General features: G+C 41.9%; 21 protein-coding genes. 10 read left to right on the forward strand and 11 right to left on the reverse strand.

Features of this window, described 5'->3' with window-relative positions; translation table 11 throughout:
- Nucleotides 1-32 precede the first annotated feature (32 nt).
- Nucleotides 33-425, reverse strand: a complete 393-nt coding sequence (locus DCK90_RS16515) for a hypothetical protein (protein WP_108247305.1) — start codon at nt 423-425, stop codon at nt 33-35.
- A 420-nt stretch (nt 426-845) separates the two neighbouring features.
- Here DCK90_RS16515 and DCK90_RS16520 point away from each other — a divergent pair, with 420 nt between their 5' ends.
- Entirely contained in the window at nt 846-1136 is a 291-nt protein-coding gene (locus DCK90_RS16520) for a hypothetical protein (protein ID WP_108247306.1), read from the forward strand.
- 56 nt (nt 1137-1192) lie between these two features.
- Here the strand turns inward: DCK90_RS16520 and DCK90_RS16525 are convergent, their stop codons facing one another.
- The 4 genes from DCK90_RS16525 to DCK90_RS16540 all read right to left on the reverse strand — a co-directional run bounded on the left by DCK90_RS16525 (nt 1193) and on the right by DCK90_RS16540 (nt 8583).
- Nucleotides 1193-2869, reverse strand: coding sequence for a hypothetical protein (locus DCK90_RS16525; protein ID WP_108247307.1), 1677 nt, complete (start codon nt 2867-2869; stop codon nt 1193-1195).
- A gap of 687 nt (nt 2870-3556) precedes the next feature.
- Entirely contained in the window at nt 3557-5026 is a 1470-nt protein-coding gene (locus DCK90_RS16530) for a Gfo/Idh/MocA family protein (protein ID WP_108247308.1), read from the reverse strand.
- A gap of 237 nt (nt 5027-5263) precedes the next feature.
- Nucleotides 5264-6166 (reverse strand): hypothetical protein, encoded by a 903-nt coding sequence (locus DCK90_RS16535; RefSeq protein ID WP_108247309.1) that lies wholly within the window; start codon nt 6164-6166, stop codon nt 5264-5266.
- A 245-nt stretch (nt 6167-6411) separates the two neighbouring features.
- Nucleotides 6412-8583: an endonuclease MutS2 gene (locus DCK90_RS16540; RefSeq protein WP_108247310.1), complete on the reverse strand. Its 2172-nt coding sequence runs from the start codon at nt 8581-8583 to the stop codon at nt 6412-6414.
- Nucleotides 8584-8705: 122 nt separating this feature from the next.
- Between DCK90_RS16540 and DCK90_RS16545 the strand changes: the two genes are divergently transcribed.
- Nucleotides 8706-9371, forward strand: coding sequence for a uracil-DNA glycosylase (locus DCK90_RS16545; protein ID WP_108247311.1), 666 nt, complete (start codon nt 8706-8708; stop codon nt 9369-9371).
- Nucleotides 9372-9422: 51 nt separating this feature from the next.
- Here the strand turns inward: DCK90_RS16545 and DCK90_RS16550 are convergent, their stop codons facing one another.
- The 5 genes from DCK90_RS16550 to DCK90_RS16570 form a co-directional block, all read right to left on the reverse strand.
- On the reverse strand, nt 9423-10271 hold the full coding sequence (locus DCK90_RS16550) for a substrate-binding domain-containing protein (protein ID WP_108247312.1): 849 nt from the start codon (nt 10269-10271) through the stop codon (nt 9423-9425).
- Nucleotides 10272-10340: 69 nt separating this feature from the next.
- On the reverse strand, nt 10341-11228 hold the full coding sequence (locus tag DCK90_RS16555; RefSeq protein ID WP_108247313.1) for a nucleoside phosphorylase: 888 nt from the start codon (nt 11226-11228) through the stop codon (nt 10341-10343).
- 3 nt (nt 11229-11231) lie between these two features.
- Nucleotides 11232-12164: a DUF1835 domain-containing protein gene (locus DCK90_RS16560; protein WP_108247314.1), complete on the reverse strand. Its 933-nt coding sequence runs from the start codon at nt 12162-12164 to the stop codon at nt 11232-11234.
- 143 nt (nt 12165-12307) lie between these two features.
- Complete coding sequence (locus DCK90_RS16565; RefSeq protein WP_108247315.1) at nt 12308-12637, reverse strand: translation initiation factor; 330 nt, start codon at nt 12635-12637, stop codon at nt 12308-12310.
- Nucleotides 12638-12639: 2 nt separating this feature from the next.
- Nucleotides 12640-13590, reverse strand: a complete 951-nt coding sequence (locus DCK90_RS16570) for an isopenicillin N synthase family dioxygenase (protein ID WP_108247316.1) — start codon at nt 13588-13590, stop codon at nt 12640-12642.
- A gap of 111 nt (nt 13591-13701) precedes the next feature.
- Between DCK90_RS16570 and DCK90_RS16575 the strand changes: the two genes are divergently transcribed.
- From DCK90_RS16575 to DCK90_RS16605, 7 genes are all read left to right on the forward strand, one after another.
- The gene (locus DCK90_RS16575; protein WP_108247317.1) at nt 13702-15681 is read left to right on the forward strand and encodes an alpha-ketoacid dehydrogenase subunit alpha/beta; all 1980 of its coding nucleotides are present in this window, start codon (nt 13702-13704) and stop codon (nt 15679-15681) included.
- A 108-nt stretch (nt 15682-15789) separates the two neighbouring features.
- The gene (locus DCK90_RS16580) at nt 15790-16275 is read left to right on the forward strand and encodes a lipocalin-like domain-containing protein (RefSeq protein WP_108247318.1); all 486 of its coding nucleotides are present in this window, start codon (nt 15790-15792) and stop codon (nt 16273-16275) included.
- Between the two features lie 4 nt (nt 16276-16279).
- Nucleotides 16280-16972 carry an OmpA family protein gene (locus DCK90_RS16585; protein WP_108247319.1) on the forward strand — a complete coding sequence of 231 codons (693 nt, stop codon included), beginning with the start codon at nt 16280-16282 and terminating at the stop codon, nt 16970-16972.
- Between the two features lie 162 nt (nt 16973-17134).
- Entirely contained in the window at nt 17135-17467 is a 333-nt protein-coding gene (locus DCK90_RS16590; RefSeq protein WP_108247320.1) for a P-loop NTPase family protein, read from the forward strand.
- 85 nt (nt 17468-17552) lie between these two features.
- Complete coding sequence (locus DCK90_RS16595; protein ID WP_108247321.1) at nt 17553-18470, forward strand: EamA family transporter; 918 nt, start codon at nt 17553-17555, stop codon at nt 18468-18470.
- Between the two features lie 67 nt (nt 18471-18537).
- A complete protein-coding gene (locus DCK90_RS16600; protein WP_108247322.1) occupies nt 18538-19095 on the forward strand; it encodes a DUF4251 domain-containing protein in 558 nt (185 codons plus the stop codon).
- Between the two features lie 106 nt (nt 19096-19201).
- Nucleotides 19202-20389, forward strand: coding sequence for a PQQ-dependent sugar dehydrogenase (locus DCK90_RS16605; RefSeq protein ID WP_108247323.1), 1188 nt, complete (start codon nt 19202-19204; stop codon nt 20387-20389).
- A 7-nt stretch (nt 20390-20396) separates the two neighbouring features.
- Here the strand turns inward: DCK90_RS16605 and DCK90_RS16610 are convergent, their stop codons facing one another.
- Nucleotides 20397-20684, reverse strand: a complete 288-nt coding sequence (locus tag DCK90_RS16610) for a hypothetical protein (protein WP_108247324.1) — start codon at nt 20682-20684, stop codon at nt 20397-20399.
- A gap of 593 nt (nt 20685-21277) precedes the next feature.
- Between DCK90_RS16610 and DCK90_RS16615 the strand changes: the two genes are divergently transcribed.
- Entirely contained in the window at nt 21278-21883 is a 606-nt protein-coding gene (locus tag DCK90_RS16615; RefSeq protein WP_108247325.1) for a trypco2 family protein, read from the forward strand.
- The last annotated feature ends 130 nt before the right edge of the window (nt 21884-22013 follow it).

The following is a 22013-nucleotide window of genomic DNA, read 5'->3' on the forward strand; positions in this document are numbered from 1 at the left end:
TTTTTAACTCAGTTCTTTGTTGTAGTGCGTTTTTAAAAATCAAAAAACTCTACATATGTTTTATATTCTTCCAGTTCAGCTAAATTAATTACGCTAAGTCTTGGTTCAGATTTTGCATAATAAACTTTGAATTTCATTTTTAGCTTTTCTCCAGCTTTTTTGTCGGTGTTACGAGAGACTCCAACACTATTTTGGTATTTTTTTCCATTCACAGTGTATTCATAGAGTAGTGCATCATTTTGCCAGCCAGCTTCAAGATATTCAGTTACAATTCCTGTTGTTGTGCCTCTATCCTCAAATATTTGTTTCTGTTCCCAATATTGTTTTCCAATTCCGATTAGAATAATAACTGAGATTAAGCCAACAAATACCTTTCCAGATTTTTGTTCATTTTTAATGAAATCTATTATTTTTCTATAATTCATATGGTACTCGGAATGGATTTTAAATGCACTACAACTTGTTTATATAAGCATAAAATACATCTATATACACCCAATAGAGCTTATAATCGATGTATTGGATTATCCATTATTTTAAATTGAGTTATTCAATTTCAATCATCCAAAAGCTAATTTCACCGAAAATTCCCTCAAAATCAATAAGTTAATTTGCCGAGTTGTAAAAAAGTTATCAACCAGTCCCTGTTTTCGGTTTCGGGATAAAATGTATATTTGAAGCGTCAACACATTTTAATAATCTCGCAATGCGAAAATTTCAAAATCGGTTTAAACAGAAAAAACTGGGAAGGCATACGGGTGCAAGTCCCGAGACCTATCTGAGCATTGCTTGGAATGTGTTGACGGTGACCTTCCCTTTTTGTTTCATTAATAACCTACTTACTTATGTCAACACAAGATGGTCAAAAAAGCTGCCCTAATTGCGGTAACGCGAATGCGCAAAGCGTCCCCAAAATTTCCCAAATGCTCAGCCCGGCACAAACCCAATTATTGGACTACACCGATGCCTTGGATGGCCCCGATCTGGTACAATCTCTAAAACTGCTGCACAATATTGCGGTGTACCATTCCTCCGAACCTTTGGATGAGGCGGAAAAAGATGCACTCTACAGTATAAAAGTCCTGTGGGAGTGTATTGAGCGGATTATTGGTGATGGGGGTGAAGGGTTAAGGTGAAAGGTTAAGGGTGGGAGGGCCTTTATGGCCCTCCTTTCTTTTGTTTTATGCTGTGATTATTCTGTAATTGTCTTTAAATGCGTATTGGAGCCCGTCATTTGCCAATGTCCCAACGAAATAGGGATGTTGCCAATGCTGTTCAGCGTATCAAAAAAGTCCTTTGGGGCAAAGGGTTCGCCCTCCAGTTCTTGCAGTCGGGCATAATCGGCCAAGGCGGCTTCCAACAAATATTTACCGGTAATATAGCTAGATCCATACCCGGGTTGGCGCAAATAGAGGTGTTGCTCAAAAATGAGCAGTTCCTTTTCGGTCTTCATCCAACCACGCGGCGTATACTCGCTGTGGATGCCTCCGGCTTCTTCCATGGTCATTTCATTGGCGTGGGCGTACAATGAGCCCAAACCTCTGGCCGCACGCTGCGCGATCATAATGTATACGATCTCCTTGGTCCGTGGACTATCGTTGTACAGTCCGGCCTGCATAAACATTTCTTCCACGGCCGTGGCGGTTCCTTCGTTCCGGGAATCCCAAATGTTGTACAACAATGGGCCTTTCCGTATTTCACTTTGGTGGGGCTCCAAATCCATGCGCGCCAGTTCAAACCAATGGTAAAAATGGGAGTAGAGGGGCCGGGCATCGTAATGCTCTCCAATGGCGAAGAAATTACGTTTTTCCTTGGGGATAAATTCCCCTAAATGCTCGCGTAGGGCAGGGTCAAAATACGGTTTTACAGTAACGATGTTCTGTTGCTCCAAAAAGTTCATCAAGCTTTTCGCGGATGCATCGGCCATTTTATCATAGGTTTCCGGAGAGTCGGCATCCACCAGTTCCGGCAGGTTCCTGTTATTGTGCTCCACTAATTTTAAGGCGGTCCATGCACGGGCAAGTTCCCTTTTTAGGATCATTACCTCATCTTCCCATGTCAACGGCACCAGGTGTACATTTTGAATATACCAAGTGTAATTATCCTTGCCAATGCCCGAAGGGCCGGTTTTTGATTCGGATTCGGTCTCCAACCAACTAACAAGGTCGTCGGTGGCGGTTATGGCTTCATCAATAACTTTGACCAATTCGGCATCGTTGGTAACGGCATCGTTTTCTTTTAACTCGGTAAGCACTTCGCTCTGGTTTTGGATATCCCGAATACCTGTGATCCATAACTCACGAGCATTCCCTGTCAAGTTTTGCTTGGCTTGCGTGTAGAACGGGGCAATCACTTTTAAGTCGGACAGAAGCTTGGAACGTTCCTCTGTGGATAAAGGAAAAGTATAGGTCCAGAGTTCCGTAGTCCGATGATTGGTGGGTCCCTCGTGGGCGGGCACATCGCTTTTTGCGGTCCAAACCACTTTGTAATAGGCGGGATCGCGCACCCAAGGTTGTAAAACGCGCTGGTTGAAGTCGTAGCCGTTCATTTCGGCCCAAACGATCATCCAATCCACTTGGTTTTCCACGGACCAATTGGTGGTGTCGATGGCCTGTAGTTTGGATTGTAATTCTTTGAATGTTGGCCAGCGTTTCTCAAAGGTTGCTGCCCTGTAATCGGGAGCTCCATCCAACAGCGGAGGATTTTCGAACGTTCTCCATTCCTTGAACAAGGCCACAAGGTCTTGATAATCGTTAGAGGTGAAATTTTGAGTTGTGGTCGGGGATTCTGTGGCACCTTCTTTTTTATCGGTTTTGCAGCTCAGCAAGAGCACGAACAAAAAAGAAAGAATAAGGTTGGTTGTTTTCAAGGAGTTGAGTTTTTAATTGGCGTCCAATTTCGTTGAAATATCCTTGAAAAGCAAAAGTTACGGTGGGACTCAAACAAGTTTTGAAGAATAAAGTTAGTTTGGTTGCGGTGGAGGTGATATACAATCGTTTTTTTACAGTTTGACACGAATTTCCCGAACTCTCACGAATTATTGTAGCGCTGTCATGTCGAGCGCAGTCGAGACATCTGTTTTCTTGATTTCTCAATCCTCACTTCAATCCTCACTTCGTTCCTCATATCGAAATGACCATGATATTGTTTTGGTTATTCTGTAATGAAAAATGGTTTAGAAAAGTCTTCACGATATAGAACCCACTAACATTTATCGTTACGAAGCTGTAAACTTCAATACAATCCAAACAGCCAAGCAAACATGGCAAATCATCGCTATCCATTTCAATATTTTTCCATCAACAGGCTTTTAGGGGGCATTTCCCTGTGGTGCTTCACACTTTTCCCAAAGTAGCCACCATTCCAGATATGGCTACAAGGCCAAGTTTAGGAAGAAGGTGTAATCAATAGAAAAATCAATACTGTACATGGATAAGGGTTAGGTTGAACACCCAGTTGCACAGGTTTTTTGGTAATTGATTACGATGTTTGTTTAAAAGAGTATAAAAAAAAGACCGCGATAAGCGGTCTTTTGATTTCTAATGGGATGTATATTCTAAACATCCTGCATTTCCCAGCCTTCACGATAGGTGCGGGTAACAAACTGGTTGGCATCATCAAAATTGGTGATTTTCATGTTGTCACCGTCCCAGAGCAACTTTTTACGGCCATAAAATTCCATATTGCCCTCGGCATTTTCCTTGCGCAACATATAACTGCGTATCGCCAGGTTACCCATGAGAACGGTTTCCGTCATAGGTCCGGCGTAATCAAAAGAAGACGTAAGATCTAGATGTTCTGTACTTCCGAAACCGGCTTTACAGGCATCTACCCATTTGCGTTGGTGACCGTATTCAGGTTCTGGCATTTCCTCTACCTCTGGTCCAAATTCGGTAACGCCATTGTTCATGTATAATTTTGGAGTCAATGGCGAACTATCGTTGATGTTCGTGGAAATTACCCCATGCTCTCCATGGATCAACACACCGTTTTGACTTCCTGGCCCACCGATATCGCTATCCGCAGGTATGATCTCTGGGTGCGAAGGTCGGATTCCGCCATCGCTCCAAGTCATGGTCAACGGAGCTCCTCCGGTCTTGTCGGTAGCTTCGTAGTTCAGTGTAATAAACGATGATGGTGGACAGCCTTCCGGATGGTAATCAGGGTTCCACATTTGGGAGAATACGGTACCTACGCTACATTCGGCCGCGGTTGGATACTTAAGTTTCAGGGTTCGGTAAGGAATGTCTATTAAATGGCATCCTACATCGCCCAAAGCTCCGGTTCCATAATCCCACCAACCTCTCCAGTTGAACGGGTGCAGGTTCGGTGTATACGGTTTCATGGGGGCTGGGCCTAACCATAGGTCCCAGTTCAAATCTTTCGGTTTGCTAGAGGCGTCCGGTTCTGGCATGGCATTTCCTTGTGGCCAAACAGGACGGTTGGTCCAAATCTCAACCTTGGTGATTCTGCCCAGTGCTCCGGAATCTACCCATTTTTGCACCATGCCCAATAACGGGTTGGACGCTCCTTGGTTCCCCATTTGGGTCACTATTTTTTTATCACGGGCCATTTGAGTCAGCATACGTGCCTCTCGAATGTTGTGCGTCATCGGTTTTTGTACATACACGTGCTTGCCGCGCTGCATGGCATAAGCTGCTGCCGGACCGTGAACATGGTCTGGCGTACTGATGGTAACCGCATCGATATCCTTCATGGTATCGAGCATTTCGCGATAATCGCTAAAGAGCTTTGCCTTGGGAAAACGCTCCACGGATTTTTTGGCCGATCCGGAAAAATCGACATCACAAAGGGCCACTACATTTTCACGCCCGTTTACGGAGGCGTTGGCAATATCGCTGGCTCCTTTGCCACCGGCACCAATGGCAGCGATGTTCAAACGGTCGCTCGGGGCGAAAAAGCCCGGACCGCCCAGCACATGGCGGGGCACAATAAAAATACTGGACGCCAGCGCAGTGTTTTTCACAAAATTTCTTCTGCTTTGGGAATTGGTTGTTTTTTTCATTTTTCGTTATACGATGTTTAGTTTCTAATTGCTAAACAAGATAGGAAAAAATGAACTGAACGCTCGGAGGGATTTTGTGATATGTGTAAAATGGGGAGGGTTTGTTGGTCTAGGATATGAGTAGTTGCGTGGTTTACCGGTTAACTTTGCAAGTACATACCAAACTGAAAATCCGCGAGGGCTATAAAGAATCAGTGAGCACTACTGCTTATATAGAGCCATCTTTGTTATCAATAGCTATTTATCTTCTTCTGTTTGATTTGGCGATATTAATTTTATTATTTCTTTTTCCAACAAACTAGATTTCTCCTCATCAGGGAAATTCTCCACTATTTCAGCTCCCATTTTAGGTGAAGGCAAAAATTTTATTTCTTTTCGCAATAATTCCGAGATTGTCGTTACTGCTAATTTTAGTCTACCAACTTTTGTAATATCATTAGAAGTATCGATATCCTTTTTTGCCTCTTCTATTTCCTTTTCAATTATTTCATCTATTAATTTCTTTTGAGCCTCCAAAATTGTCTGATTCATTTCGTTACTTAATTTTAAACTCTTAGCATAATTGGCAAAAATTTTTCCTTTTTGAATTTCAATATTTGCTTTGGTAGCAATCCTTATTATTTTTCCAATTATTGAAATTGCTGCGCTTGTCGTAAATGCGACTATAAGCCAAATTGAACCTGGTTCAGCTGAAATAATTCTCGATGAACCACCAACGTCTAGGGCTGGAAGTTCGATAGCTTTTTTTAAGTCCTTCGACAAGGATTCAAAATCTGAAAAGGTGTATTGATTCGGCAAATATATATTTAAGACAAATTCCTCATTTGTCTCGCTCTTCAAGTTTATATATTCATTAATTCCTTGGCTAGCGGTTCTGATAAAATCAATAAATTGAGTTATCTGAGAGTTCTCGGTACTAGAAATGTTCAATTGGTCTTCGAATCCAGAAAACCAACTTGAATTTTTAAGTCGATCTATTTGATTTTGAAATAATTTTGTTTTGTCTAATTCTTTTACTGACTTTCTAAGATTGGTCAAACCACTCACAGAATATTTGGTATAATCACTATGTGCCTTTGATTCAAAAGTAAATAGGTTTTTAGCAATTTCAAGCTGTTTGATTATTTCTACTGAGTTCATTGTTTGTATTTAATTATTGCTAATATTTAAAATATATAAATCGTTTTAAATGGCTTTATATCAAGCGACAACGAAGTTCGTAGAAAAAACCTTTGAACACAATAGGCTAAGTTATTGACTTATGAGGAGTTGTCAACACTAAAAATAATAGCAGCGTGTCATTTCGAACGAATGTGAGAAATCTAAAGATGGTAAAGAGATTTCTCAATCGTCGGTGCTCTCCTCATTTCGAAATGACAATCGGATTACTTTTTGGCCTCCACCAATTCCAATTGGTCCACGCTCACATTGGTGGTGAACATACCGTAGTTGACCACCGCTTTGCCCTTTTCCAGTATATCGATGCTGCCCACGGCCTTACCATCCATCAAACGGACACGGTCACCGATTTTAAAAACAGGTCTGGGTTTGTTCTTTTCGGCCTGGATTTCTTTTTTCTTTTGGATTTTCTTCTCGACCCGTACCTTTTTGATTTTTTGTTCCAGCTCTTCAGCCACTTGTTTTTTCTCTTGCTGTTTGGCCTTGGCCTTTTTTGCAGTGGTCTTTTTGCGCTTGCTGTTCTCGGTTTCCACAATACGCAGCATTTCGGAGATCAAAGGACGCTTTTTCTTGTCCATGAAGTATTTTTCCGCAGCCGTGTTCACCTTGTTGCCCAATTGGATCATACGCTGGTTGTGGTCGTACATTTCTTGGTAGCTCTCCAGTTTGGATTTGATCTTGGAATTCAGTTGTTCCAAACGTTCATTTTCCTCACGTGCCTTATTTTCCTCCTCTTTAAGTTTGGAGCCGGTCTCTACCATTTTGCTGCGCTCTTTCTGCAGCTTGGCAATCGTGGCATCAAAACGGACCTTACCGCGTTCAATCTTTTTCTTGGCCTTATTGATCAAGGAGTAGGGGATGCCGTTCTTTTGGGCGACCTCAAATGTAAAGGAGCTTCCCGCTTCGCCCAATACCAATTGAAAGGTGGGTTCCAGCGTTTTGGAATTGAACAGCATGTTGGCGTTGGTGGCATGCGGCAATTCATTGGCCAAAGCCTTCAAATTGGCGTAGTGCGTTGTGATGACCCCATAAGCTTCTCGTTCGTAGAACACTTCCAAGAAAGCTTCGGCCAGGGCACCGCCCAATTCGGGGTCACTTCCCGTTCCAAATTCATCAATTAAGAACAATGTTTTGTCGTTGCACTTTTTAAGAAAGTGGTTCATGTTCTTCAATCGATAACTGTACGTACTTAAATGATTTTCAATGGATTGATTATCTCCTATGTCCGTCAAAATCTTATCAAAAAAGCAAACGGAACTACGCTCGTGCACAGGAATCAACATACCACTTTGAAGCATTACTTGAAGCAGTCCAATGGTCTTTAACGTGATACTTTTACCCCCTGCATTGGGTCCAGAAATCACAATAATCCGATTCTCCCGATGCAGTTTTATGGTCTGCGGCCATGTTTTTTCGTTCTTTCGCTTGTTGGATAAGTAGAGTAGTGGATGAAAGGCATCTCGGAGAAACATCTCACGCTCATCATTGATTTCTGGCAATATGCCGTTCATATCGTTGGCATAACGTGCCTTTGCTGCCGTAATATCGGTTTCGGCCAAATACGTTTGATACGATTTCAACACTTCCAAGTAAGGACGGATTTGGTCCGTCAACTTGTTCAAAATACGTTGTACCTCTTCTTTCTCGTCAAATTCCAGATTGCTCAACTCTCTGGTGTAGGCCAGCGTAGCTTCCGGCACAATGTAAACGATACTTCCTGTCTTGGAAGTGCCCATCACGGTGCCCTTTACTTTTTTGCGGTGCATGGCCTTAACAGCCAAAACCCGACGGTTTTCAACCACGGATTCACGGATTTCATCCAAAAAATCGGACGATTGATAACGCCCCAATGCAACACTAAAACTCTGGTTTATCTTGCTACGTACTTCGTTGATTTGATTCCTGATGTACCGAAGTTCATCCGACGCGGAATCCTTGATTTCCCCAAACTTATCGATAACATCATCAATGGCATCGGGAATTTCAGGATGTAGCTCCAAAGCATCCACTTTAATAAAAAGTAAGGGATAATACTCCTTAAACTTTTTGAAGAATTTATGATGAATGGCAACCGTTTTGCAAATCCCGCCAATTTTTCGAAAACCGCTAATCTCCAAGGTGCTGTTGTCAATCTTGAGCAGTCCGAGTTCACTATTGATGTGGTCGAAACCGTGATTGGGAATACGGTTATCGTTGGAAAACGAAGCCAGATACTCCGAAGTCTGTCCCAAAACACCCATCAATTCATCTTTGTGGCGGTATGGCTGAATGGTCAATGCCTTTTCCTTTCCCAGCGCCGTATTGCATCGTGCAGCAATCTGCGTCAATACGGTTGGAAACTCTAGGTCTTGAAGTGTTTTGGGGTGAATGTTTCGCATCTTTTTCGACTAGCAGGGCAAATATAGGATTTTGAAGTCTTTTAGCAGATGTGCTGTCTAGTAAAAACTGTCTGCATTATGTACTTTTGGGTGAAACTTGAAATTCCCATCAAAACCATCATATGGAGGTAAACATTGAACCCAGTTGGAAAACGCAATTATCTGACGAATTTGAAAAACCCTATTTCCAACAATTAGCCGCTTTTGTGAAGCAGGAATATCAACAACATACCTGCTATCCCAAAGGAACGGATATTTTTTCGGCGTTCGACCATTGCCCTTTTCAAGAAACCAAAGTGGTAATTATTGGACAAGACCCGTACCACGGCCCAAACCAGGCCAACGGATTGTGCTTTTCCGTAAAAGATGGGATTCCACATCCACCATCCTTGGTCAATATTTTTAAAGAAATTAAAACGGATGTTGAAAAGCCTTACCCTAAAAGCGGTAATCTTGAGCGTTGGGCCGACCAAGGCGTACTCTTGTTGAACGCGACGCTGACGGTTCGGGCACATCAGGCCGGAAGCCATCAGAAAAAGGGTTGGGAGCAATTTACGGATGCGGTGATCCAAACAGTTTCCAACGAATTGGAAGGTGTGGTTTTTCTGCTTTGGGGCGGATTCGCCAAAAAAAAATCATCTTTGATTGATAAAACCAAGCACCATATTCTTACCTCTGGGCATCCTTCGCCCTTGAGTGCCAATAGAGGACTGTGGTTTGGCAATCAGCATTTCAGCAAAACAAATGATTTGTTGAACCGCATGGGTAAAGAGGCTATTGACTGGTAGGTTGAATTCGAATGTTGGATTATTGGATTTTTTTGATTCGCGGACTTTGGTTTATTTCCAAAGAAAGGTTTCAATAGACTTGACTTCATCGACTAAGTTAAGGTCGTGCAATCTCGATTGGACTTCGTTCACGGTTGCTGAGGAAAGTTGTTCCTGTCCCCAAGTTGTTTTGGATAACCATGCTTTTATGTCCTCCAGTTTTTGCTCATATCTGTTGGACAGGGTTCTGTCAATACTTGGAATTTGTTTGAATTCCGATGTATAAGTGTTGATAACCTCCAAAACATGTTTGAGCACGCCTTCGTTATCCTGAATAAATGAGTCTGAAACAGTAATCACAAAACAAGGCCAAGGGGTAGGGCAGTCGCCCACTCTTTTAAAAGTACCGTTGTCGACCAAAGGTTTAGTAGTGAAATGCTCCCACATAAAATAGGCGCCGGAACCGCCAGTTAGACTTTCGATGGCGCCATCCAAATTGTTGATGATCTCAAATTCCAGTTTTTCCGTGTCCCACCCTTGGTTTTGCGCATTAACGTAGGCCATTAAGTGGCTTCCACTTCCCATTCGGCTAATGGCTACTTTATCATCCCTAAGGTCGGAAATAGATGTGCGGCTACTGTTAGCGTCCACATGAATGCCCCAAAGCAACGGAGAGGAAATGAATCCCTGAACAATTTTACTAGAATTTCCCTGCGATATGCTTTTGATAATGCCTTCGGTAAGAATAATGCCCATATCCGCTTCTCCATCTTGTAGCATTTGTGTCATTTTACCGGTTCCTTCTGGAACATCGGTCCATTCCAATTGAATGCCCCTGTCTTCAAAAGCACCATCTTCCATGGCCAGATGCCAAGGGAGGTTAAAATGTTCTGGGACACCAATTATTTTTACCGTTTTCATAGGACTTGTTGCTTTGTGGTATTAAAATTATGATTCCGTTCGGTATCCGTCAAAAAAAGTAGCGTAAAATTATGACAGGTCACTACTTGCGATAGCATTTAAAGTGTACTTGATCAGTTCTTCGACGGTTTTATGTCCTTGCTCGGAAAACTCTCCGGTGGCCCTGTTCGCCAATATCGCATTGAGCGAAACCGCTCGATGTCCAAGGAGTTTGGCAAGACCATAAATACCTGCGGTTTCCATTTCCAGATTTGTTATCCTTGTATTTTGATGGGAAAAACCGGCTAATTTGTGGTTAAAATCTTGAATGGATGGCGCTAATCTCAACGTTCTTCCTTGTGGCCCATAAAAACCTGAATTTGTTCCTGTTACGCCATATCGTATACGATTTGATTCAAAAATTTTAGCTAATGACTCGTCAAAATCGATAACGTAGGGATGTATATGGTGGTCTGACCAACCCAAATAAGATGTAAGGGCAGATTCGAGTTCATGGTTCTTTACGTGCCCATGCTCATAAAAATGGAGTAAGTTGTCAAAACCTATTCCAGAACTGCTGATCAAAAACGAATCAACGGGAATATCTGGTTGTATGGAACCGGATGTACCAATCCGTATAAAACTGAGCTGTTTTTTTTTGAATTTAATTTCTCGGGAAACAAAATCGATGTTGGCAAGGGCGTCCAATTCATTAAAAACAATGTCGATATTGTCCGTTCCGATGCCTGTTGAGATAACTGTTATTCGTTTATGGGCATATTTACCTGTATGGGTGACAAATTCGCGTTTCCCTTTCTTTAATTCAATAGAATCAAAGTGTTTGGAAACTTCGGAAACACGTTCTGGGTCACCTACAGTTATAATACTATTGGCAAGATCTTCTGGAAGAAGGTTGAGATGGTAAATGCTCCCATCAGCATTCAGAATAAGCTCTGAATTGCTCAAAGAGGCTTTCATGTATTACAATTTCAGAATTCGTTCGGTATCCGTATTGTATAAAAAGTTATACTTTAAGGAACCTCCCAGATACATTTGACTATCACGTAGTTCTGAATAATAGTTAGCTTCTTGCTTTAGCACATGCAACCCTTTTTTGGTCAGTTTGACCGGGTCAAAAGAACTGAACAAAGGTTTTAGGGACGAAATCATTCGGTCATATTGCGTATCGCCAAAACCATAATAACCTTGATTGGTCAATAGTTTGCCCATAAGCTCATTTCTGGATTGTGGCTTTTCTTCTTTGGCTACTTCCAAAATATGGTTCTCCAAGTCGTTAAGACCATTTTTAATGGTAGGGTAGCGCTTCAAATGGGTTTTGAGTGCATCCGAAAGATATTCGAACTGGAAATCGTTATTGGCAATCTGGTTTTCCAAACGAATGGGATTGTCACTGCAATATAACTGCCAGATGTAATCCGCGTATTCAATATCGTCCTGTGAAAGGACTTTTTTATTGTCGTAAAGCTCAAGAAGTTTTTCGTCGTTGAGCTCGTTTAGGCCATAAAGCTTATTGGAGCCTTCAACTTTGCCACTACATACCAAATAAATTTCGGCATGTCTTCTGTGGGTTTTTAACCAGCTAAGTACGGCCAGCATATTTATTTGGCAAAATAGGTCATATTCAAACCATAGCACTATCTGGTCCTGCTGTTTGTGGTTACAAAGGGACCTATACTCTTTCAGGGTTTTTTCAATGAACCAAGATTTGGATACTTTGTAGTTCTTGTTAAGGAACTCGAACCTTGTTTTCCAAAAAGATTCGCTTCCCACGGAAGAGAGAGTTTTGCCTTCGCAAAGCATTTCTCTCCATGTAATTACGTCTCCTTTTAATTGCAAAGATTGTAATCTGGACGTGAAACTGTCCCCGTTGGTTATGTGCAACAGTGATTTCATTTTCAGCTCAGTTTTCGTTGGTTAGGAATAATAAAAGTACGGTTTAAAGCAGGAACACAAAAATTTTTTCACTAAACATTGCTTTAAACATCAAGTTTTTAACATCAATTAAAAACAGAATCGATTTTTTGTTAAATTTTATATTATCCACCAACACGCTTTACGGAAAATCCATTTTCCTTTAGGAAATCCATGATTTTATCGCGATAATCTCCCTGAATAATGATGGCTTCGTTCTTAAAACTGCCCCCGACACCCAAGAGTGTCTTTAAATCTTTGGCCAGTTTTTTGAAGTCACTGTCTGCGCCGTTGTATCCTTCAATTATAGTAACAGGTTTGCCTTTTCGCTTTTCGTATTTGCATATAATGGGGTCGTCCTGTAACCAGTAAGACGGTTCTTTTCCTTCATTGTCAGGCTCATCTTCCGGTTCATGGTCCGGGAACAGGTTTTTAAGTTGGTCTTTTAAGTCCATCTTTATTTTTTTACAAGCCCTAGCTCAATAAGTCTTTCATGCAGGTATTCTCCCGCGGTAATATCCTCAAATGCCTTGGGATTGTCCTCATCGATACAGTTTTCAAGGCAATTCAATGGCATATCGCTTACCGGGTGCATAAAGAAGGGAATGGAATAGCGAGATGTTCCCCATAGCTCTTTTGGCGGGTTCACTACTTGGTGAATGGTCGACTTTAACTTGTTATTGGACAAGCGGGACAACATATCGCCGACATTGATCATTAATTGATCGGGTTGGGCAATGGCGTCCACCCAATTACCTTGGTGGTCTTTTACTTGAAGTCCTTTACCGTGGGCCCCCATAAGCAATGTAATCAAATTGATATCGCCATGGGCAGCGGCTCTCACTGCGTTTTTTGGCTCTTCGGTAATGGGCGGATAGTGGATGGGCCTTAAAATGGAATTTCCATTTTTGATATAATCATCAAAATAGGTTTCTTCAAGGTTTAGATGCAATGCCAGGGCCCGTAGCACATATTTAGCGGTTTTCTCCAACATTTTATAGGTTTCTTCTCCAACGCGATTAAAGTCAGGGAGCTCATCAACGGTAACATTATCCGGGTATTCGGCCTGCAATTTTGGATTGTCCTCCACATATTGGCCAAAATGCCAAAACTCTTTTAGGTCGCCTTCCTTTTTTCCTTTGGCATGTTCTTTTCCAAAGGAAGTATATCCCCTTTGGCCACCTATACCTTCAATTTCGTATTTATCTTTCACCTCTTGCGGAAGGTTGAAGAACTTTTTAATCTCACTATAAAGGTCACCCACCAATTCATCAGACAAAAAATGTCCGCTCAGTGCCACAAAGCCAATATCTTCAAAGGCGGCACCTATTTCATTGACAAATTTTTCTTTTCTTTTTGCATCGCCCGAAACAAAGTCGTTCAGGTCCACACTTGGAATCGCACTCATATTGTCATCTTTGATATAAAACCAAAAATAAGGAAATAAGCTGAAGGTTTTTGAATTTTAAAGTGTTTTGAAGGGCTTTTTACTACTTTTAGCCAACAGAATTTTTACGATATGAGGTATCATGTTGGCAGCTTGGAACGCGAAAAGTTGCTGGAGTTGTACAAGGGCATGTTGAAGCCAAGGATGATAGAGGAAAAAATGCTGATTCTTCTTCGGCAGGGCAAAATTTCCAAGTGGTTTAGTGGAATTGGTCAGGAAGCTATTTCTGTCGGCGTTACACAGGCACTCAAGGAAAGTGAGTACATTCTCCCTATGCATAGAAATCTTGGAGTTTTTACCTCCAGGAACATTCCATTGAATCGTCTTTTCTCCCAATGGCAAGGAAAGCAAAGTGGTTTTACGCAGGGAAGGGACCGTAGTTTTCATTTTGGGACCCAAGAATATAAAATAATCGGTATGATTTCGCATCTGGGCCCCCAATTAGGGGTGGCAGATGGGATTGCCCTTGCGGACATGCTGCGCAGAAAAAAACGGGTTACCGCAGTTTTTACAGGGGAAGGAGCGACGAGCGAAGGGGATTTTCATGAAGCCTTGAACGTGGCTTCCGTTTGGAACCTTCCAGTGTTGTTCTGTATTGAAAACAACGGTTATGGGCTATCTACACCGACCAATGAACAATACCGATGTGAGAATTTAGCTGACCGTGCCAAGGGATATGGCATGGAATCGAGGATAATCGACGGCAACAATATTCTAGAGGTCTACACAAAAGTTGATGAATTGTGCAAGGCTATACGAAGGCGTCCAAGACCCGTTTTGTTGGAATTTAAGACCTTCCGCATGCGAGGACATGAAGAGGCAAGCGGCACCAAATATGTTCCAGAAAAGTTAATGAGGGAATGGGGCAAAAAAGACCCTATTTCCAATTATGAAGACTTTCTGCTGGCGGAAGGAGTGCTGACCCAAGCGTACATTGAGACCCTCAAAGAAGAAATCACCGAGGAAATCAACTCGAATTTACAGTTGGCTTTTGATGAAGATGAAGTGAGTTCAGTTGAAAGTAAAGAATTAAAAGAGGTATATCATGGTTTTGATTACCAACATATTGAAACAAAATTAGAGTCAAAAGAGAATATACGGTTTGTCGATGCCATCTCCCAAGGTTTAGAGCAATCTATGTATCGTCACAACGAACTCATCATTATGGGGCAAGATGTAGCAGATTATGGCGGAGTGTTTAAAATCACCGAAGGTTTTGTGCCCAAATTTGGCAAGAGCAGGGTTCGAAACACGCCTATTTGCGAATCGGCCATTGTCTCCACGGCTATGGGACTATCCATCAATGGCATGAAAGCAGTGGTTGAAATGCAGTTTGCCGATTTTGTGAGCTCCGGTTTCAACCCAATCGTAAATTATTTGGCGAAAGTAAATTATAGGTGGAACGAGAAAGCCGATGTCGTTATACGCATGCCCTGCGGTGGGGGTGTAGGGGCGGGGCCGTTCCATTCCCAGACCAACGAGGCCTGGTTTACGAAAACGCCCGGTTTAAAAGTCGTGTACCCAGCGTTCCCAGATGATGCCAAGGGATTATTGAACACGGCCATAAACGACCCTAATCCGGTTTTGTTTTTTGAACATAAAGGACTCTATCGAAGTATAAAAGGTGATGTTCCAACCGATTATTACACAGTGCCTTTTGGCAAGGCTAAGCTGTTAAAGGAAGGAAAAGCTTTGACCGTGGTCACCTACGGCGCTGGTGTTCACTGGGCTTTGGAAGTTTTGGAAAAACACCCGGAGATTGATGCCGATGTACTGGACTTAAGAACCCTCCAACCATTGGATTTGGAATCTATCTGCCAATCGGTGAAGAAAACAGGTAAATTGATTGTGCTGCAAGAAGATACTTTGTTCGGAGGTATTGCCAGCGATATTTCGGCCATGGTCATGGAGAATTGTTTTGAATATTTGGATGCTCCCGTCAAAAGGGTGGGGAGTTTGGAAACACCGGTTCCCTTTGCAAAATCACTTGAAACAAACTATTTGCCCAAAAATCGGTTCGAATCGGAATTAGTTGAACTGTATCAATATTAATATGTTGTTTATCCCATTTAAAGTAAGTTGATTAGCCATTTTTTTTATAATTTAACAACTATAAATGCGTCCCCAAACGTATATTCTTAAACATTAACTTAATTATCTATGATGAAACGATCACTCTTATTGATTACAGTGGTGGGACTTTTGCTCTCATCATGTTCGGTTTCCAAAAGTGCTAGAACACAGCGAGACTTGTTCAGCGGAACTTGGAATTTGGACAATGTTTATTACCAAAACGCTTCCGGAAACTTTAAATCCACCATCTTCAACGATGCAGAGGATATCTGCTTTGAGGATAGTGAGTGGTTTTTCAGGGACAACAATAGTACTGGACGCTACACCATCGCCCCAAGTTCGCTCTGTCAAGGAGGGGACCGTTTTTTCAGATGGTCCGTTGTGGAGCCGGAACAAAATTACCAGAGTCAATTACAGTTCAAGTTTATTGATGAAAACCGAAAGGACATCTCTGGAGGTTACGGGTACCGTTTGAACATTGTCAGTTTGTCCGAACAGTCCATGACCCTTAATTCCAATGTATCGGTTGACGGTCAAAGTGTGACCATTGTTTACGAATTCTCAAAAAAATAATTTCATGAAAAATATTCTATTGAAAGGTGCAACTGCTTTTTTAGCGTTGACCATGATTATTAGCTGTGATGCTGTCAAAAACGCGAACAACACCCAAAAAGGTGCCGCAATCGGTGCCGGTGGTGGTGCCGTTATCGGTGGTGTTATCGGTAACAATGTAGGTAAAGGAAACACTGCCCTTGGCGCCATTATCGGTGCTGTTGTAGGTGGTGCTGCCGGTGGGTACATTGGTAACCGTATGGACAGACAGGCCGAAAAAATTGAACAAGAAATCCCTGGTGCCGAAGTGCAAAGGGTAGGTGAAGGTATCAATGTGACCTTTAGCGGAGAAAATGGTGTTTATTTCGATACAAACAAGGCCGATATCAAAGGAGCTTCAGCTACTACATTGGATAAATTGGCCGGAATCTTTATGGAATATCCAAAAACCAACATATTGGTCGAAGGACATACCGATTCCGATGGTGCTGCCGAGTACAACATGAGCCTTTCTCAGCGTAGAGCACAATCCGTAACCAGTTATTTGGTGTCCAAAGGAATCTCCAGCGGACGTTTCACCACTAAATGGTATGGTGAGGACCAGCCTATCGAAAGCAACGAAACAGCTGCCGGTAAAGCTGCCAACCGCCGTGTGGAGTTGGCCATTATTGCCAGCGACGAACTTAAGGAAGAAGCTAAAGAACAGACTGAAAATTAAGAACTGCTTGCTTTTAAAAGATAAGGCCCGGATAAAACCGGGCTTTTTTTATGGCCAGATGTTAAATAAACTATTAAATGTGAGTTAAGCCGTTTTAGTATTGCAAGAATTGTTTTAACTTAATAGTGGACAACACGTTACACCATTAAAACCTTGTAAGCCATGCAACATATATCCCCAAATACCATTGAACATAAACAGGAACTTCTTGTAAGGGTGGAAAGAAACGAACGTATGGTGCAAAGACTATCGGAAAAATTAAATTCTTACACCTTTGAACCCAAATGTCCACAGCGGTTCGAAAAGTTTTATGAGCTCAATAGACACATTCAAGAGTTTAGGAAGCATCAAAATAGGTTGTTGTCCAAAATAAGAAATCAAAAGGTAGATTTACCGGAAACGGACACCCATGAAATCGAATCCCATTTGAATCGTTTCAAAGTATTGGAAAGCGAATTTGCGGCCTATCTCTTCGACCTTAAAAAGCCCTTGTAAGCGATTTTTTGTTCTAAATTTTCAACAAAACGGTTGTCACCCAATATTCATGCGTAATATTGCAGGATAATAACAGTATCCCGCAATGGCAAAATCCTCAAACTCCGTACTTGTCATCCTGGCATTTTTTGCCATTTACTTTATATGGGGCTCAACCTACCTGTTGAATAAAATCGCTGTCATGGAACTTGAACCGTTCATGTTGGCGAGCTGCAGATTCACCGTGGCTGGTCTTTGTATTTTTATCTTGGCCAAGATCATGGGGATTTCCCTAAGCATTACCAAAAAACAGCTTATAAACTCTGTATTGGCAGGCATACTCTTTCTAAGTGTTGGCAACGGTCTCGTGGTTTGGGCCTTACGCTATGTGGATACAGGCTTCGCGGCCCTAGAGATTTCTTCGCAACCGCTCATTATCCTTTTGATGATGCGTATACTCCAAGGGAAGAAAATACAGCCTATGTCCGTAGTGGGAGTGGTCTTGGGAATCGTAGGTATCTACTTGCTCGTAAGTCAAAAGCAGATTATAGCCCAAGAGGAATCCATTGTGGGAATGGCAATGATTTTCTTTTGTATGCTATGTTGGGCGTATGCAAGCCTTTTTGTAGCCAAAGCAGATTTACCGACCAATTACTTTGTAAATACCGGGTATCAAATGTTTTTTGCAGGCCTTATTTTAAGTTTGATGAGCCTTGGGTTTGGAGAAGAATGGTCGTCACCATTGGCTTGGAGCGGCGATGTGCAGATTTCGATGTTGTTGCTCATCTTTTTTGGAAGCATCTTGGCGTTTACCTCGTTCAACTATTTGCTCAAGACCGTTTCTCCGGAAAAAGTGGCTACATCAACCTACGTGAACCCTATTGTGGCCCTATTGTTGGGTTGGTATTTTTTGGATGAACAGATTACCCTTCAATCCATTCTGGCAGCTGCCATATTGTTGACCGGGGTCTATTTCATCAATACCAAAAAGACCTTGGCTATTTTTGAGCGCTTTAAACGTTAATACTCCGTTATTTATCTCGGAATTGGTTTGGCTTTTTCGTATTTTCTTTCGAATTAATTCTAAACCAATGAAGCATATTATAAAATTTGGAGCTTATCTTTTGCTATTAGCGTCCGTAGCCTGTGCATCTAGCAAAGACCAAGCATCCCCCGAAGCAATCGCTGCTTTGGACAAAATGATTTCCGACCAACAATTTGAAATCGATGCCAATTGGGCCCAACCCATGGCAAGTCAAGGATTGAATAGCATTGCCAATGCTGGGCTTTTGCCCTTTGGCAGTACCGCCAGCCGTATAGATATCAGCGGGTCGGGTGGTTATTTGCGTATGGTGGGCGACAGCGTTAAGGCAGATTTGCCCTTTTTCGGGGAGCGGCGCATGGGCGGATATTACAATCAGAACAAGGCGGGAATCAAGTTTGAAGGTGTCCCGAAAGACCTTTCCTTTTCATCTAACAAAAAGGATTCGGGGAAAACCATGCGCTTCAACATTACCGAAGATTCCGAGAGTTATCAAGTTATCGCTCAGCTATATCCCAACGGAAATGCCCGGCTCACGGTCTCCAGTAGCCAACGGACCAATATTTGGTACCAGGGCAACCTTTCCGAATACAAAAAGAAAGAATAGGAGAGGAGGGCGTCAAGTTTTGCCATTGCCAAGGGATATCTTTCCACTTTCCATCATTTTGTCATAGCTTTATTGATTCAGAAACTAAAACATCTAAACTAGTAAAATGAAAATGTACACTTTGACCCAACGGTCAATATTTATGTTGATGCTCTTGGGGGCTTTTGCAGCCTGTAAGGACAATAAGAAGAATCAAGAGGAATCAACCCAAGAAGAAGTAGCGGAAAACACCGAAACCACCACAGATTTGCCATTGGACCGCCTTAATCTGCCCGATGGTTTTAGCATAGATGTATATGCGGAAAATATTGAAGGAGCCCGTTCCATGGCCATGGGGGCCGATGGCACCCTTTTCGTGGGTACCCGTAACGAAGGAAAGGTCTATGCCCTAAAAGATACCGATGGTGATTACAGGGTTGACAAAACCTATACCATTGCATCCGATTTGGAGCAGCCCAATGGCGTTGCGTTCAAGGATGGCGCCCTCTACGTGGCCGCAGTGAGCAAAATGTTCAAGTATTCGGATATTGAGTCGCAGTTGGAAAACCCACAGGAACCCGAATTGATCTACGATGACTACCCGACCGAGTTCCACCACGGCTGGAAATACATCGCCTTTGGACCGGACGACAAACTCTACGTACCTGTTGGAGCACCTTGTAATATTTGTGATAGTGCCACTGTGGACAAGCGTTATGCTTCCATCACCCGAATGGATTTGGATGGCAGTAACCGTGAAATCGTGGCCAACGGGGTACGAAACACCGTAGGTTTCACTTGGCACCCAGAGACCAAGGAACTTTGGTTTACCGACAATAACCGGGATATGATGGGCGACGACCTTCCCCCGGGAGAATTGAATAAACTTACAGAGGTAGGCCAACATTTTGGATATCCGTTCTGCCATGGTGGAACCGTTAAGGACCCCGAGTATGGAGACCAGCGACCTTGTTCGGATTTTGTTGCTCCGGCACAGACATTACAGGCGCACGTAGCGGCTTTGGGCGTTAAGTTCGGAGAAGGCCCTATGTTCCCCGAGCAATATACCGGACAGGCATTTTTGGCCGAGCATGGTTCGTGGAACCGCTCCAAGAAAGTGGGTTATAGGATAAGCATGGTAAAACTGGAAAATGGCGAAGCCGTAAGCTACGAACCTTTTATAGATGGTTGGTTGGACGAAGAATCGCAAGAGGCCTTCGGTAGGCCAGTGGACCTTCTTTTCCTAAAAGACGGTTCGTTGCTCATCTCCGACGATGAGGGCAATGCCATTTACAGGGTCACTTACAAGGGATAACCCTTTTTTAAGATAATGATTCAAGGTACTTGGGGATGGGCAATTGTTCCATTTTCCAAGTACTTTTTTTTTGGTTCCTATCCGTGACCTCCACAAAATAGTAATTGGGCATCCCGTTTTTTTTGGGATGAATGTGCTCCACCGAAAATGTACTTTCCTCGTGAAGAAACACGTATTCCGTTGTCTCACCCTCGGCAGATTCCCTTATTTCCCCATTTCCAAGGATTAGGTTGGGCTTGGTGAGGATGCCGTTACGCTTGTTCCAGCACAGATAACGGATTTCGCCGCTGCGCAACCGATCTATTCGTATAATGTACTGCCCATCTCCTATATAGGCTAGAATGCTTTGAATGTTTGGGTCTCTCCAAAAAATGGCTAAGTAGGTTTAATTAGGTTTGGGTGTGTACGAACGGTTTAAAACCTGGTGTATTGCTTTAACATCTGTATTTTCTGGAAAATTCTGCTCCCAAAAGCCAACCCACCATAAATATGATGAATCCCAATACCACTAAGCAAAAAATCTGTAAGGCGTTTATCGTTTCAAGTGTAGTCATACTCTTAATTTTTTTCCAAACTACACAATATGCAATAATTCTACGTACTCAATTGACGGATGCCCCTTTTGAATTGAGGAATGGCCGTTTTGAGCCAACGGATTTTTAAGGAGGGGTGAAAAAGGTGAGGTGAGTGGTTGGATTTTTTGGAATGTTGGGGAAAGCTCTTTAGGGCTTTTTTATGGAAAACCTTTAAAATTTTTAAGGTTTTTGTGCAACCTATTAATGACTTAAATTTATATGTTTGAAAATCAATAGGTTAATTAGTAAAATCTTCCCCCGTTAATTCAGGTTAAACCTGAGAAAACAATAGTATAATCTTAATATTTAAATCATGAAAAAAATTATTTATGCTTTATTATTATTTGGTTATTTGGGAGGTGCTCAAACTGATTCAAAAACAGCTCCCTTGGAGAAAATTTTAACTATGTCAAAAGAAGTGATTGAAGAGGTTCAATCTAGAAGTGAAATTATTTTAGGAAGGAAAGGTGCGGATCCCTTAAATTATCAACCTAAGAGTATGGTTTTTAATTTCGAATCAGCTAATTCAAATTCGAGTAATGCTGGAATTAAAATTTTAATTTTTTCTATTGGACGAAAATGGACTAAATCAACTACTAACAATATTACATATACATATACTTATCCTGATTTAAATCCTATTGCAGAAGGAGAATCGAAACCTGATATTTTTAAGTATCAATTAAGTTCAACTATTATAAACGCTCTTAATGAAATTGAAGCCTTGGAAGATGAAGATAAGGAGCGGTTAAATGAATTTTCAGTCAAAATTACATTTGCTATAGAAAAAGAAACTGATGGTGGTGGTGAATACGAATTAGTTCCATTTACCATATCTGGAGGCAAAAAATGGAGTAAAAAAGCTACACATACAGTAACGGTAACATTTAAAAAATATGTTCCAGAGGTATTAAGATAACAATGTACATTTTAAATTAATTTAAAAAGCCCTAAAGGGCTTTTTTTAAGAGGTTACGGTTTGGTGTAATCGGTTACGTGTTAATATTTAGTATATTTAAATTCTCCCCCAAAGTACTATTTCACTCAAA

Source organism: Muricauda brasiliensis, assembly GCF_003057865.1.
GTDB classification, from domain to species: Bacteria; Bacteroidota; Bacteroidia; order Flavobacteriales; family Flavobacteriaceae; genus Flagellimonas; species Flagellimonas chongwuensis.